Origin of the sequence: Aminobacter sp. NyZ550, from assembly GCF_025628925.2 — a bacterium.
GTDB classification, from domain to species: Bacteria; Pseudomonadota; Alphaproteobacteria; order Rhizobiales; family Rhizobiaceae; genus Aminobacter; species Aminobacter ciceronei.
Window position 1 is genome coordinate 167,147 of sequence record NZ_CP114191.1, and the last position, 14,767, is coordinate 181,913.

12 protein-coding genes are annotated in these 14,767 nt (G+C 64.9%); 7 read left to right on the forward strand and 5 right to left on the reverse strand.

Features of this window, described 5'->3' with window-relative positions; translation table 11 throughout:
- Positions 1-33: 33 nt before the first annotated feature.
- From N7E70_RS28160 to N7E70_RS28170, 3 genes are all read right to left on the reverse strand, one after another.
- Positions 34-225, reverse strand: coding sequence for a WGR domain-containing protein (locus N7E70_RS28160; protein ID WP_246670715.1), 192 nt, complete (start codon positions 223-225; stop codon positions 34-36).
- Positions 226-374: 149 nt separating this feature from the next.
- Positions 375-3,860, reverse strand: a complete 3,486-nt coding sequence (locus N7E70_RS28165; protein ID WP_263008234.1) for an indolepyruvate ferredoxin oxidoreductase family protein — start codon at positions 3,858-3,860, stop codon at positions 375-377.
- Positions 3,861-3,868: 8 nt separating this feature from the next.
- Positions 3,869-5,272 (reverse strand): FAD-binding oxidoreductase, encoded by a 1,404-nt coding sequence (locus N7E70_RS28170; protein ID WP_263008235.1) that lies wholly within the window; start codon positions 5,270-5,272, stop codon positions 3,869-3,871.
- A 141-nt stretch (positions 5,273-5,413) separates the two neighbouring features.
- Between N7E70_RS28170 and N7E70_RS28175 the strand changes: the two genes are divergently transcribed.
- Genes N7E70_RS28175 through N7E70_RS28185 form a run of 3 tightly spaced genes read left to right on the forward strand, consistent with a single transcriptional unit; the run spans position 5,414 to position 8,015 of the window.
- Positions 5,414-6,163 (forward strand): FadR/GntR family transcriptional regulator, encoded by a 750-nt coding sequence (locus tag N7E70_RS28175; RefSeq protein WP_067968373.1) that lies wholly within the window; start codon positions 5,414-5,416, stop codon positions 6,161-6,163.
- 35 nt (positions 6,164-6,198) lie between these two features.
- On the forward strand, positions 6,199-7,191 hold the full coding sequence (locus tag N7E70_RS28180) for an MDR family oxidoreductase (RefSeq protein WP_269441480.1): 993 nt from the start codon (positions 6,199-6,201) through the stop codon (positions 7,189-7,191).
- A 14-nt stretch (positions 7,192-7,205) separates the two neighbouring features.
- On the forward strand, positions 7,206-8,015 hold the full coding sequence (locus N7E70_RS28185; RefSeq protein ID WP_263008236.1) for an enoyl-CoA hydratase/isomerase family protein: 810 nt from the start codon (positions 7,206-7,208) through the stop codon (positions 8,013-8,015).
- A gap of 12 nt (positions 8,016-8,027) precedes the next feature.
- Here the strand turns inward: N7E70_RS28185 and N7E70_RS28190 are convergent, their stop codons facing one another.
- Positions 8,028-9,725: an AMP-binding protein gene (locus N7E70_RS28190; RefSeq protein ID WP_263008237.1), complete on the reverse strand. Its 1,698-nt coding sequence runs from the start codon at positions 9,723-9,725 to the stop codon at positions 8,028-8,030.
- On the reverse strand, positions 9,725-10,483 hold the full coding sequence (locus tag N7E70_RS28195) for a FadR/GntR family transcriptional regulator (protein WP_263008238.1): 759 nt from the start codon (positions 10,481-10,483) through the stop codon (positions 9,725-9,727). Before N7E70_RS28195 ends, N7E70_RS28190 begins: the two co-directional genes overlap by 1 nt.
- 171 nt (positions 10,484-10,654) lie before the next feature.
- Between N7E70_RS28195 and N7E70_RS28200 the strand changes: the two genes are divergently transcribed.
- From N7E70_RS28200 to N7E70_RS28215, 4 genes are all read left to right on the forward strand, one after another.
- Complete coding sequence (locus tag N7E70_RS28200; RefSeq protein ID WP_083948853.1) at positions 10,655-11,689, forward strand: ABC transporter substrate-binding protein; 1,035 nt, start codon at positions 10,655-10,657, stop codon at positions 11,687-11,689.
- Between the two features lie 80 nt (positions 11,690-11,769).
- A complete protein-coding gene (locus N7E70_RS28205; protein WP_067968361.1) occupies positions 11,770-12,846 on the forward strand; it encodes an ABC transporter ATP-binding protein in 1,077 nt (358 codons plus the stop codon).
- The gene (locus N7E70_RS28210; RefSeq protein WP_263008239.1) at positions 12,843-13,730 is read left to right on the forward strand and encodes an ABC transporter permease; all 888 of its coding nucleotides are present in this window, start codon (positions 12,843-12,845) and stop codon (positions 13,728-13,730) included. Before N7E70_RS28205 ends, N7E70_RS28210 begins: the two co-directional genes overlap by 4 nt.
- Entirely contained in the window at positions 13,727-14,542 is an 816-nt protein-coding gene (locus N7E70_RS28215; RefSeq protein WP_192320064.1) for an ABC transporter permease, read from the forward strand. Before N7E70_RS28210 ends, N7E70_RS28215 begins: the two co-directional genes overlap by 4 nt.
- Positions 14,543-14,767: the final 225 nt, after the last annotated feature.

The following is a 14,767-nucleotide window of genomic DNA, read 5'->3' on the forward strand; positions in this document are numbered from 1 at the left end:
GTTTCGGTCCCGGCATATCGTCGTTGACAGCTGTCAACCGACGGAGCTGTAGCCGCGCTTGACCTTGGACACCACCAAACGGCGCATCGCCTCCTGCGCCTGGGCAACGTTGGCAAAGAGATCGAGACGCCTCCGACCCAGCGTACCTATGCGGCCCCATTCGCGCACCAGCACCGCGTCGCCAAACAGCGAACGCTCAACCGACAGGCAATAGAACCGCGCCATGTTACGGCTCGGATCACGACGCTGGAGGTGCAGGATGGGGCTCGGTTTGTGCATGGACGGCAGAATCGCGCGCGGCGAACCCACCGTCCAATGAAACTCCTGAATCGATCAGCCGTGGTCGATTCAGGCCGTTGATGGGATCAGGCTCGTCAGGCCGCCTGCCCTACGGCCGTGGCCTGATCAAATAAGGCGAGCAGTTCGAGCTTACGCTTTTCGTAACGCTCGACGGCAGCCAGCTTGATGTGACCATAGCCGCGGACGGTCTCGGCCAGGCTGGCGATCTCTGTCGCCATTGCCAGGTTTGAAGCCGACAAGCGGGCGGCAAGCGCCTCGACCAGCGTAAAGTAGTCCGCCGCCAGTTTGCGTTCCATCTTGCGCTCGGCGGTGCGGCCGAATGGATCGAAGCGGGTGCCGCGCAGGCTCTTGAGGCGAGCCAGCACGGCAAAGGCCGGCTCGATCCAGCGGCTGCCGATGGCGATCTTGGCGGGATGGCCGGTGCGCGGATCGGTACGGGTCAGCATCGGCGGCGCGAGATTATACTGGAGCTTGAAGTCGCCTTCGAACTGCTCGGCGAGCTTTTGCCGGAAGGCCGGATCGCGATGCAGCCGCGCTACCTCGTATTCGTCCTTATAGGCCATCAGCTTGAATGCGGCCTTGGCAACGGCCGTCGCGAACATAGCCTGCCCCGGAGCCACTCTCGCCTCGGCTTGCCGCGCCTTGTCGACCAGCGTCCGATAGCGCTCGGCATATCCCGCGTCCTGATACCCGGTGAGGAACACGACGCGCTGTGCGACGATCTCATCAAGCGACTTGGCTTCGGGCGCCGAAGCGGGTGCCGTCCCAGCCTGCCGGCTGACGAAGTCCATGTCGTCGACGGAACGCCGGCCCCAGGCAAAGGCAGCGCGGTTCATGGGGACGCCGGCGCCGTTGAGGTCGATCGCCTTCTCGATCGCTTCGCGCCCGATCGGCACCAGGCCCTTCTGCCAGGCATGGCCGAGCAGGAACATGTTGGCGGCGATCGCATCGCCGAACAGCGCGGTTGCCAGCTTCATTGCGGGAAGCGTGGTGAGCGCGTCCTCGCCGCCGGCAGTGCGCAGCCGCCGCAGCGTCGCGCTTTCGCGGAAGTCGATCGTCGTGTCCTTGACGAAGGACGCCGTCGGGGCGAAGTGGTCGTCGACCACGGCCCTGGTACGGCCCTTGCCGAAAGTGGCGACGGCATTCTGCGATGCAGCGACCACGAGATCGAAGCCGAGCACTAGGTCGGCCTCGCCGGGGCCGATGCGGGCTGCGTTGAGCATCTCAGGCTGTCGCGCCAGGCGAATGTGCGAGACGACGGCACCATTCTTCTGTGCCAGGCCGGTCTGGTCGAGCGTCACCAGTGACAGGCCGTCGAGATGGGCTGCCTGTGACAGGATGGCACTGACGGTGATGACGCCTGTGCCGCCGATGCCAGTAAGCAGCAGGCTGTAGGGCGCATCGCCCAACCTGGGCAGGCTGGGCTCGGCCAGGTCGGCGTCGACGCCGCCGGCAGCCTTGGCGCGCGGCTTGCGCAGGCGCCCGCCTTCGACGGTGACAAAGCTCGGGCAAAAGCCCTTGGTGCAGCTGAGGTCGGTGTTGCAGCTCGACTGGTTGATGGCGCGCTTGCGGCCAAACTCGGTCTCGCGCGGCTCGATGGAGATGCAGTTCGAGACCGCCGAGCAATCACCGCAGCCTTCGCAGACCAGTTCGTTGATGAAGGCACGCTTGGGCGAGACGGCATAGGTGCCACGCTTGCGCCGGCGGCGCTTTTCGGCGGCGCAGACCTGGTCGTAGACCAGCACGGTGACACCTTCGACGTCGCGCAGCTCACGCTGTACCTCGTCGAGTTCGTCGCGATGCCGCACATCGACCGCACGCGGCAGCAGGCCGGCCAGCAATTGCGGCCTCTCGGAGACGACGACGACCCGCTTGGCACCCTCGGCGAGCACCTGGCCGACGATCGACGGCACCGACAATTCGCCGTCATGGCGCTGGCCACCGGTCATGGCGACCGCATCGTTGTAGAGGATCTTGTAGGTGGCGTTGACCTTGGCGGCGATGCCGGCGCGGATGGCCAGCAGACCGGAATGGAAATAGGTGCCGTCGCCCATGTTGACGAATATGTGCTTCTCGTCAGTGAAGGGGGAAAGGCCGATCCAAGAGCCGCCTTCGCCACCCATCTGGGTGAAGGTCGAGGTGTCGCGCTCCATGCCGATCACCATCATGTGGCAACCGATTCCGGTGGAGGCGCGGCTGCCCTTGGGCAGAACCGTCGATGTCGAATGCGGGCACCCTGAGCAGAAATAGGGTTCGCGGTTGAGCAGACCCGGTTCGGCAGGGGAGGGGGCTCCAACCGTTGACAGCTGTACGGCGCGGGCCGCGAGGCCAGCGTCATCAGTGCCCAGCCATTGCAGGATGGCACGTGCCACCGAGAGCGCGCCAATCTCGCCGATCGAGGGCAGGAGTGGAGAGCCGTCCGGCCCGGTCTTGCCGAAGACTTGCGGCCGGCGGTCGCCCGGCTGGTTGAACAGCTGCGACTTGATCTGCTCCTCGATGACCGGACGCTTTTCTTCGACGACGAGGATCTGCTCCAGCCCGTCGGCAAATTCGCGCAGGCCCTCCGGCTCCAGCGGCCAGACCATGCCAACCTTGTAAAGGCGGATGCCAAGCTCGGCGGCGCGGCTCTCGTCGATGCCGAGCAGTGCCAGTGCACCCTTGAGGTCGAGCCAGGATTTGCCGGTCGAGACAATGCCGAGCCGTGCAGCAGGGGAGGGCCAGACCTGACGGTCGAGGCGATTGGCACGGGCGAAGGCGAGCACCGCGGCAAGCTTGGTCTCGAGCCGCCGTTCCATCGCTTGCTGTCCGTCGGGCCAGCGCATCGACAGGCCGTCGGCGGGGAGAGGCATGTCTGGCGTGACGATCTCCAGCTGGGTCGGATCGAGGTCGACAGTTGCCGAGCACTCAACGATCTCGGTCTGGCATTTGAAGCCGACCCAAGCACCGGAATAGCGGCTCATGGCCCAGCCAAGCAGACCGTAGTCGATATATTCACTGATGCCGGCCGGCGACAGAAGCGGCACCATGGCCGAGATCAGGTTGTGCTCGCTCTGGTGGGGCAGGGTCGACGACACCGCGCCATGGTCGTCGCCGACGAGCAACAGCACGCCGCCATGCTTGCTGGTGCCGACGGCATTGGCGTGGCGGATGACATCCATGGTGCGGTCGACGCCCGGGCCCTTGCCGTACCACATGGAAAAGACGCCGTCGTAGCGCGCGCCGGGGAACATGCCGGTCTGCTGCGTGCCCCACACCGCGGTCGCCGCCATGTCCTCATTGAGACCGGGCTGGAAGACGATATGGCTTTCCTTGAGATGTTTCCGGGCGCTGGCCATCTCGCGATCGAATCCGGCTAATGGAGAGCCGCGATAGCCCGAGACGTAACCTGCGGTGTTGAGCCCGACGGCCAGATCCCGCTGGCGTTGGACCATCGGCAGGCGCACCAGCGCCTGCGTGCCCGAAACCAGGATGCGGCCGCGTTCGAGCGTGTAGCGCTCGTCGAGCGCCGAGGGCATGTCGACCGGGCGGGCGCCATTTCCAGGAGAAGTCACAGCTGTCATTGCGGCACTCAGACGTTGGGCAGGGCAGGGGGCATGTCGAAGATGCGGCCCGGATTGAGAATGTTGTTGGGGTCGAGCGCGGCCTTGAGGCGGCGCATCGCCGCGAGCTCGGCCGGCGCGCGCGTCAGATGCAGATAGGCCTTCTTGTCCAATCCGATGCCATGCTCTGCCGAGATCGAGCCGCCGCTTTTCGCGACGCAATCGAACACCGCGCTGGCGACCTGGTCGGGCCTGTCGGTTCGCACGACGTAATGCAGGTTACCGTCGCCGAGATGGCCGAAGACATAATCCCGCGCCGCCGGGTCGACCTGCCGCTGGGCCGCGCGCGCCATATCGAGGAAGGCGCCCATTTCAGGCAGTGGCAGGCTGACATCGAGGCTGAGCATCGCATCTTCGGCGAACAGGAAGCGATTGACGTCATCGCGCAGCGTCCACAGCGCATGAAACTCGCGATCCGACTGCGAGACCACGACGTCCTCGACCAGTCCGTCCTCGATTGCCTGCGACAAAGTCTCGATGAAGGCCTCCTCGTCGGTTCCCGGGCTCATGCCCTGGATATCGGCGAGCACGTAGACCGGTGTCGACAGGGCGACCGGCGCGGTGAAGCCGAGCGCTGCGACCATGTCACCCATCAGCGGCGCCAGGATGACTTCGAAGCCTGACAGCAGGTTGCCGAGGCGGGCACGCAGGAATGTGAGCAGGCCGAAGGCCGCGCCCAGCGACGGCAAGGAGCAGAAGGCCGCGGACTGCGTCACGGGCCTAGGATGCAGCCTGAGGCAGGCGCGGGTGACGACGCCGAGCGTGCCTTCGCTGCCAATGAAAAGCTGGCCGAGGTCGTAGCCCGAATTGTCCTTGGCGAGCCCCTTGAGCGAGGACAGAGCACTACCATCGGCGAGCACGGCCTCAAGCCCCAGCACCTGGGCGCGGAAGCTGCCATAGCGCAGAACGCGAATGCCGCCGGCATTGGTGGCGATGTTGCCGCCGATGGTGGCGGTGCCGCGTGCGCCGATGTCGACGCCGAAGACGAGGCCCGCAGTGTCGGCCTTTTCCTGCACGAGTTGCAGCGGCACGCCTGCATCGGCAACGATGGTTCCGGCCGTCGGCTCGACCTCCTGCAAGGTGGTCATGCGCTCGAGCGACAACACTGCCTCGCCTGCCAGCACCCTCGCCCCGCCCGACAGTCCGGTGCGGCCGCCCTGGACGACCAGCGGCAGGCGCGCGTCGTTGCAGACCTTCAGGATCTCGGCGACCTCGTCGGTGCCGCGTGGCCGCAGCACAAGCTCCGGCCGGGCGCCCCGCTCACCGGCAAGATCGTCGCTGTAGCGTGGATCGATGGCGTCGCCTACCAGGATGGCGGCCTTGTCGAGCCGTGCCTGGAGGAGAGAGAGAACCTGATCGCTCTTGGGTGTCATGGCGCCTGGATGGCCCGGAGGAAGCCATTTCCGGGCGCTGTCTCGGTCAAGCTTATTTCGCTTGCAATATTTGTCAAACCTATATTGTTTATCTTCATATCGAAACGGAGGCGGCCGCAAGGCAGCACCGACGGAGGGCGAATGCCGATCGAATATCAGGACGTGGTTCGCACTGGCGTGGCCCGGCAGGTCGCCGACAAGATCCGCGCGGCCATTCTCGACGGCCGCCTGCAGATCGACGAACGCCTGCCGACCGAAGAAGACCTCGCCAAGAGCTTCGGCATATCGCGCCCGACGGTGCGCGAGGCGCTGAAGCGGCTTGCGGCACAGAACCTGATACGCTCGCAGCGTGGGCCGACCGGTGGCACCTTCGTCAGCCGCCCCGATCCGGAGGGCCTGTCATCGGCGATCACGGGGGCCGCGACATTGCTTGTCGGCGTCGGCGCCTTCGACATCGACGAGATCATAAGCGCGCGGCTGGAAACGGAAGCAATCTGCTGCCGGCTTGCCTGCGAGCGACGCAGCGACGCCGACCTTGCCGCGATGCGCGCCGAGATCACGCTGCAGCGTTCCAAGCTGCTCAGCGACGAGGATTTTTGCGCCTCAGACGTGCGCTTCCACCGCGCCGTTGTACAGGCGGCGGGCAACGGCCCGCTCAGCCTGATGATGTACACGGTGGTCGAGGCGTTCATGCCGATCACCAACATGATCGTTTCGCATGTGCGCGAGCGCAGCACAGTCGCCGATTTCCATGAAAAGCTTGCTGGCGCCATCGAGGCGCGTGACGCAAGCGATGCCACCGCCGTGCTGTCGGAGTTGCTCGCCTATGTTCGCGACAGCTATGCGCTCAGCCTGACGCGGCGCGCCGAACGCGAGGCCAAGCGCGGCTAAGCCGGAGATTACCCCATGACTTCCTGGAGACTTTCATGAGCGAGACTTTTACGGCGTTGATGCTTGAAGACGTCGACGGCAAGCCGCGCGCCGGCTTCCGCGAGATCACCAAAGCCGACCTGCCAGACAACGACGTGCTGGTCGAGGTCGCCTATTCAAGCCTCAACTACAAGGATGGCCTCGCCATTTCGGGCAAGGGCCGTATCGCGCGCCGCCTGCCGATGGTCGTAGGCATCGATATTGCCGGCACTGTCGTCGAGTCGCGCTCACCGGCATGGAAGGCGGGCGACAAGGTCGTGGCCAATGGCTGGGGCATGTCGGAAACGGAGTGGGGTGCGTACACACGCTTTCAGCGGCTGAAGCCGGAATGGCTGATCCGCCTGCCTGATGCCTTCACCATGGAACAGGCGATGGCAATCGGCACCGCGGGTTACACTGCGGCCCTGTGCGTCGACGCGCTCGAAGACTGGGGCAAGATCCAGCCCGGCAAGGGCGAGGTGCTGGTGACGGGTGCTGCCGGCGGCGTCGGCTCGACAGCCGTCAGCCTGTTGTCCTCCAAGGGTTATGCCGTCGTTGCCTCGACCGGCCGGGCCGAGACGCATGACTATCTCCGCTCGCTGGGCGCAACTGCCTTCCTCGACCGGGCAGAACTCGCCGGTGAGGTCAGGCCGCTGCAGAAGGAGCGCTGGAGCGGTGCCGTCGACAGCGTCGGTTCGACCACGCTCGCCAACGCGCTGGCGCAGACCGTTTATGGCGGCGCTGTCGCGGCCTGTGGGCTGGCCGGCGGCCACGACCTGCCCGGCACCGTGATGCCGCACATCCTGCGCAGCGTGACGCTGATCGGTGTCGATTCCGTATTCGCGCCGCAGGCGAAGCGGGAGCGCGCCTGGCGCACGCTGGCCGACCATCTCGACCGCACCAAGCTTGCGGCAATGACCGAGACCCACAAGATGAGCGAACTGCCTGACCTCGCCAAACGCATCGTCGCCGGCCAGGTCCGCGGCCGCGTCGTCATCGAAATCGCCTGAGGGGAGGGGAGACCATGAGCACTGACGTCGTTATCTGGGAGAAGGACGCCGAGGATGCGTTCGTCACCCTGACGCTCAACCGCCCCGACAAGATGAACGCCATGAACCAGGAGCTCGGCGACGCGCTCGAGGCGGCGATCGCCCGGGCGGTCAAGGATCCCGAGATCCGCGCCGTCATCATCACCGGCGCCGGGCGCGCCTTCACGGCCGGCTTCGACCTCGGCGGCGAGGACTTCGAGATGGATGCGGAAGCCTGGCGCGAGGACATCGGCGCCAACATGCGCCGCATGAAGCTCATTCGCGAGGCGCCGATCCCGATCATTGCCGCCGTCAACGGCTATTGTCTAGCCGGCGGGCTGGAGCTGATGATGTGCTGCGACATGACGATCGCCGCCGAGGACGCGATGCTGGGCGAGCCGGAAGTGCGCCATGTCTCGGCGCCACCGACGCTGATGCTGCCGTGGACCGTGCCGATGATCCATGCCCGCCACCTGATGTACACAGGCGACCTGATCGACGGCCGCGAGGCCGCGCGCATCCATCTGGTCAACAAGGCCGTCCCGCGTGACCAATTGAGGGTGGAAGCCGAAAAGCTGGCGCGCAAATGTGCGCGCATGCCGGGTGCCGCGATCAAGTTCGCCAAGGCAGCGCTCAACCACCAGCAGCAGACAGCCGGTCTCGAGAGCTCCTGGACTTACAATCGCGAAACCACTGCGATCCTGCATGCCTCGGAAGAGGGTCGCTACTGGATGCGGCTGCTCAAGGAGCATTCACTGAAGGAATTCCTCGACATCCGCGAAAAGCCGTTCCGCGATCTGGACTAGGCTTTCAAGGCGTCAGGCGCCCACGGGTGCCTGACCGCCACCTGCCTGAAGCGCCTCGAACAGGTCGGCGTGGTTGCGCAGATAGCGCGACTGGACGATTTGGCCTTTGTCCGACTGCTCGCCCTTGCTGCGATCGGCCGGCGCAGTTGCGAGATCGAAACGGGCTATCGCGGTCGAACCTGAGGGATTGGCGGCGTTCCAGGCGGCAATGCGCGCGCTGAGTTCGTCAGGACGAGCCTTGCCCGCCGGCGAGGGAAACACCAGCGCCACGAGGCGGTCGCGGTTCTCGCCCGAAATGACGATGTCGTCGGCAAGCGGCGCGCATTGCGCCAGAAGGCCTGCGCGCAGCGGCCCGGTGCGCACCTTGACCCCGCTCGACAGCTTGAAATCCTCGGCGAGACGGCCATCGAAGCCGAACACGGCAACACCGTCCGAGCGCAGGCGCAGAACGGCGGCGTCGCCGCTGCGATAGAAGCCATGCTCGTCCATCGGCAGGTCAATTCGTCGGCCCTCGATCAGATAGCAGGGTGCGATGTTGGGACCAGAGACGCGCAGCTCACTGCGGCCGTCGATGTCGACAAGCGCCACGCTGTGACCGGGCAGGGGGTGGCCAAGCTCACCCGGACTCTCGAGCGGCGCCGGCGACAGCGTGATCGTCGAAGCCGCTTCGGTCGCGCCATAACCTGAGAGAATCTGGAAATCGCCATGGCTGTCGCGAAAGGCGGCGAGACGGCGCCACAAATCGGCATCGATACCTGCGCCGGCAAAGAAGATGGCGCGCAGACGCCGCGTCAGGGCAAGAGCGCCGGCATCGTCGTTTTCCAGCCGGTCGAGCAGGAGCCTCAGCCCGAGCGGAACGGCGATGTGCATGGTCGGGCAGACATCGGCCATCAGCTTTGCCGTTGCCTCGATCGTCGCGGGCCCGGGTGCGGCGTCGACATGCATCGCGCCGCCGTTCCAGATCACCTTGAAGATGTTGTCGAGGCCGCCGAAGACGTGGTGCCATGGCAGCCAGTCGACGAGCACGGGCGGCGTTTCCACGACGAACGGCCACATCGCTGCGATGGCGGCCTGGTTGGACGAAACCATGCCTCGCGTGATCGGCACGCCCTTGGGCGCACCCGTGCTGCCGGAGGTGAAGAAGATCGCGGCCCAGTCATCCGGCGACACGGGCTCGTCCACTCCGGGCGTGGCCATGTCGCTGCCATCGGCTGCAAGGTCGTTGAGCGAAACGGCGTCCATGCCCTGGATGGCGGGATGGCCTGACGGCGCCACGATCAGCCGGGGCCTGGCGTTTTCGAGAAACGAGCTTGTCGCTTCGGTTTCAACGCCATCGCGGAAAGGAAAGGGAGGCAGCGCCGTATGGACGAAGCCGCCGGACAGGCAAGCGAGCTTAAGCACCAGCGCATCGATGCCGGCCGGAGCCAATGTCGCCACGCAATCGCCCTTGCGCAGGCCATAGCGGCCCGTCAGCACCTGCCGCATGGCACGGGCGCGGGCAAGTGCCTCGCCATAGCTGATCGACCGCCTGGCGCCTTCCCGCGGCTCTGACAACAGCACCTTGTCAGGCTGCTCCTTCGCCCATCTGGCAAGCCGCACCAGAATATCAGGCAGCTCGTCTGGCAGGGGGATCGAACTGCGGTAGACACGGCGCCCGTCGGAAAGCTGCTCTTCGACCAGCTTCTGCCCCGGTGCCACGAGTTGGCCCATCAGGCTTCCTGCCGCTGGGCGCCGTCACCCTGGCGCGCCGACAGTGCCTTTTCGTAGACGCTGGACTGATAGGCGATGAGTTCCTCGAAAGCCGCTGTGGCAGCCGCGGCGTCGCGGGCGCGCAGCGCTTCCAGGATATCGGCGTGCAGCGAGACGACGCGGCCGCGCTCGCGGAAGCGGAAGGAGATCATGTTGGTTGCCGGGATCAGCGAGTCGTTGACGACCAGCATGATGAAACGCAGCTCGTTGTTGCCGGTCGCCTGGGCAATGGCGTGGTGGAAGGCGACGTCGAGCCGGCAAAACTCCTCGTCGGAAATGTCGTCGCGCTCGAACGCCTCCAGCGTCGCCTCGATCGTTTCTAGATCTTCCGTAGTGGCGCGTTCGGCGGCGAGCTGGACGCAGGTGCGGCCGAGCAACAACCGCGCCTCGACGATCTCGTTGAGCCCGAAGACGCCGAGCCCGACGAACCATGTGGTCATCTCCTGCAGCATCTGGCTGGCGGCGGTGAGCGAAGGCGCATTGACGAAGACGCCGCCATTGGGGCCGCGCTTCGAGCGCACCAGCTTCTTCGCCGCGAGAATCTTGAGCGCCTCGCGCACCGTCGGCTGCGAGACGCCGAAGCGCTGCGCGATCTCGGCTTCGGACGGCAGCCGCGCCTCGACGCTGAGCGTTCCCTGCACGATCTCCTGCTGCAGCGACGTCGCGATCTGATGTGCCAGGCTCTTGGTCGCCTGGACTGCCTGCTTGGCGTCCTCCATGCCCTTATGCTCTCCCTCGTTGGCCGCTTCTTATTATTTCAATATTACAATATCTAAATTGTTGACCGCCTGATCCAAAAATGCAAGCCTTCGATCCAACAGGGCTGCGCTTTCGACCCGCGACGCAAGCCACCATAAGAACTTCAGTGGGAACATGGGAGATAATTTCCGATGAAGCTGACCAGGCGTGAATTCGCCGTCGGTATGACGACGGCTATTGCCTCGATGACCCTGCCACGGCTTGCCGCGGCGCAATCGCCACTGGTCGTTCCGACCTATGGCGGGCTATGGGCCAAATTCTGGGAAGAGAAGCTCTTGCCCGGCCTCACGGCCGCAACAGGCATCCAGCCGCAGCTCGACGTCGGGCTCGGCAAGGATTTCGTCGCCAAGATCCGCGCCGGCGGCGGTCGGTCGCCCTACAGCATCTTCATGGGCAACGAAAACATCGCCGCCGTGCTGCGTGCCGAGGGCTTCTTCGAGCCTTTCGACCTCGCCAAGGTGCCGAATGCGGCAAAGACCTTCCCGCAATTCGTCAACAAGGACGCCAAAGGAATCCGCGCCATCGTCTCACCGATCGGACTCGCTTACCGCACCGACCTGGTGAAGACGGCGCCCACCTCCTGGCACGACCTCTGGGACAATCCCGAGTTCAAGGGCAAGACCGGGCTCTACCAGATCGGCAACACCGGTGCGGTCCTCTTCCTACGCCTGGTCGCCGAGCTGTTCGGCAGCGGCCCGGACGATTTCGACACTGCATTTGCCAAGATCAAGGAACTGCTGCCCTTCACGCAGGCTTCATGGAGCGGCGAGGTGGCAACGGCACTGATCCGCGGCGACGCCATCATCGCGCCGGTCGACTGGACCGAGATCATGACGCTGCAGGACAAGGGGGCACCGGTGGCCATCGTCGCCCCCAAGGAAGGGGTGCTCGCCTTCGAGCAGTCGTTCAACCTGGTCGCGACCGGGGCCGAGAAGGACGCCGCGCACGCCTATCTGAACTACATCCTCGACGCCAAGGTCCAGCAGGACATGGCCAAGGCCTTCTACACCTCTCCGAGCAACAGCGAGTCTTCCGTCGACGACGCGATGAAGGCGCGCACGCCGATCGTCGGCCCGCGCATGGCCGAGATCAAGAGCTACGACTGGGACAGCTACGTCGACAAGGCGGCAGACATTGCCGACCGCTGGAACCGGGAGATGGCGTAAAGCCACCCCGCCATCGCATCGACGTAAAGGCCGGGAGGGATGCCCCCACCTCCCGGCCGAGAACCCCGCGAGGACGCCGGATGACCGCACTGACCATCGACCGTATCAACAAGCGGTATGGAAACCTGCACATCCTGAAGGACATATCGATCCCGATCGCCCAGGGCGAGTTTGTCTCGCTGCTCGGCCCCAGCGGCTGCGGCAAGACAACGACGCTGCGCTGCATCGCCGGCTTCGAGCGGCCCGACGATGGCCGCATCCTGTTTGGCAACCGCGACGTGACACGCGCCTTGCCGGAGCAGCGCGACATCGGCATGGTGTTCCAGTCCTATGCGCTTTTTCCGCACATGACGGTGGCCGAGAATCTGAGCTTCGGGCTCGAGGTGCGCAAGGTCTCCTTGCCCGACCGCCAACGGCGCATTGCCGACGTGCTCGCGATGGTGCGCCTCGAAGGCTACGACAAGCGCTATCCGCGCGAGCTTTCCGGCGGCCAGCAGCAGCGCGTGGCGCTGGCCCGCGCGCTGGTCATCGAGCCGTCGGTGCTGTTGCTCGATGAGCCGCTGGCCAATCTCGACGCCACCTTGCGCGACGAGATGCGCTTCTTCATTCGTGACCTGCAGCAGCGCGTCGGCATCACCAGCATCTATGTCACCCACGACCAGGCCGAGGCGATGGTGATGTCGGACAAGATCGTCGTGATGAGCGCCGGCGCGATCTCGCAGTTCGGCTCGCCGCGCGACATCTATGAGCGGCCGGCGTCGCAATCGGTTGCCGGCTTCATCGGCCGGTCGAACACCATTGCGGGCAAGATCGCCGAAGCGCTTGGCCCGGACAGCTACAAGGTCGACACGCCATGCGGCAGCATCGGCACGACGGGCCCGGCGGGCCTCGCCAAGGGGGCTGAGGTCAAGATCATGATCCGGCCGGAAAACATCGACACCCGCAGGCAAGGGACAGGGGAGACGGGTGACAATGACAACGTGCTCGCCGGATCGGTGATCAACTCGGTCTATCAGGGCAGTGCCAACCAGCTGGCCGTCAGGCTCACCAGCGGCGACCGCATGATCGTCGACGTCAATGGCCGCAACCCGCTCGACATTGGCGAGCAGGTCGCCTTGCGTTTTGCCGCACGCGACAGCTGGGTCCTCGCATCATGAGCGCGGTCGAGGCGGCACCTCGCCTGGACAGCCGGGGCAACCGTGGCAGTGCTGCCTGGATGGTGGTGCCGGCGCTGGTGCTGCTGATCGGTTTCTTCGCGCTGCCATACCTGACGATCATCACCATGAGCCTGCGCGAGGCATCGACCCGCGCCGTCTATGGCGACGGCTTCACGCTGGCGCATTACACGACGGCGCTCGGTGATTTCTACATCTGGGGCATCCTCGGACGCACCTTGCTGATCGGCGCGACCGTCACCGTCATTTCGCTGCTGCTGGGCTATCCCGTCGCCTATCATCTCGCCAAGTCGCGCTCGCGCTGGACCAGCCTGCTCTACATCTTCGTGCTGTCGCCGCTGCTGGTCGGGCTGGTCGTCAGGACCTTTGCCTGGATGATCATCCTGTCCAACAACGGCGTCGCCAACCAGGCGCTCAAGGCGGCTGGCCTGCTCGACTTCCCGCTGCAGCTGATGAACAATTCGCTCGGCGTCACCATCGCGCTGACGCATGTGTTCCTGCCCTTCATCATCCTGCCTTTGCTCGGCAATTTGCAGGCGATCAGTCCCGACCTTGCCATGGCGTCGCGCTCGCTCGGCGCCTCGCGCATGCGCACCTTCTGGAAGGTGACGTTGCCGCTCAGCATGCCCGGCATCCAGGCCGGCACGATCCTGGTGTTCGTGCTGTCGATCAGCGCCTATGTCACGCCCGCCATGCTTGGCGGCACCGGCGGCCGCACCATGTCGGTGCTGGTGGTGCAATACCTTGTCGACAACTTCCGCTGGCCGGCGGGGGCGGCACTGGCCATCATCATGGCGGCGGTGGCGGTCATCTTCGTCGGGCTCTATCTAAGGCTCACGGCGCGCGCGATGCGGAGACTGCCATGACAGGTTCGTCGAACGGCGTCGAAAAGACCATCTGGGACCGCCTGTTCACCGCGCTGGTCACGGCGATCTACATCTTCCTGATGTTCCCGATCGTGCTGGTCGTGCTGTTGTCGTTCAACTCGGGCGAGTTCCTGGCGTTCCCGCTCGAGGGCTTTTCGCTGCGCTGGTTCGAGGCGCTGTTTTCCAACAAGCGCTTCCTCGATGCCACGCTCTACTCGATCCAGATCGCCGCGACATCGACGGTCGTCAATGGCGTGATCGGCACACTGGCGGCGATCTACGTTGCGCGCCACGCAACGATGGCCCGCGACTACATCCGCTTGATCATGACCGCACCGCTGCTGGTGCCGGAGATTCTGACGGCGATCGCGCTGCTGTTCTATTTCTACGAAATCCGGATCGGCACCGACTATTCGATCGGCATCCAGATCGGCCACATCGTCGTCACCTTCCCCTATGTCTTCCTCAACGTGTCGTCGGCGCTGTTCAACTTCGACCGTTCGCAGGAAGAGGCGGCGCGCAGCCTCGGTGCCGGCGGCTGGATGACCTTCCGGCGCGTGACGCTGCCGGCGATCAAGCCTGGCATCATCACCGGCTGCCTGTTTGCCTTCGTCATCTCCTTCGACATCTTCAACATTTCGCTTTTGCTGAAGTCGCTCGGCAAGAACACGCTGCCGCTCGAACTGTTCGACTACCTGCGCTTCAACTTCGATCCGACCGCAGCGGCCATCGCCTCGCTCAGCATCTTCATGACCTTTGCCGCGATCCTGATCATCGACCGCACGGTCGGGCTGCGTTCGCTTCGGTTCTGATCGTGGCGGGTGAAGCACGAAGCGATATCGAGGGCCCGTTCTGCCGCCGCGATTTCTGTGACAGGGCCGGTGCTGCTCGCTTGACAATTCAGCGGCCATAAAAATACATTTCAATATCAGAATTGGTTCTGACGTGAACGCCGACGGCAAGAAGCGCACTTCATCGAGGGGAGGGCGGTCACGGGGACGAAGCCAGGGGCAGCCGCCGCCGGCCATCTCAGCATC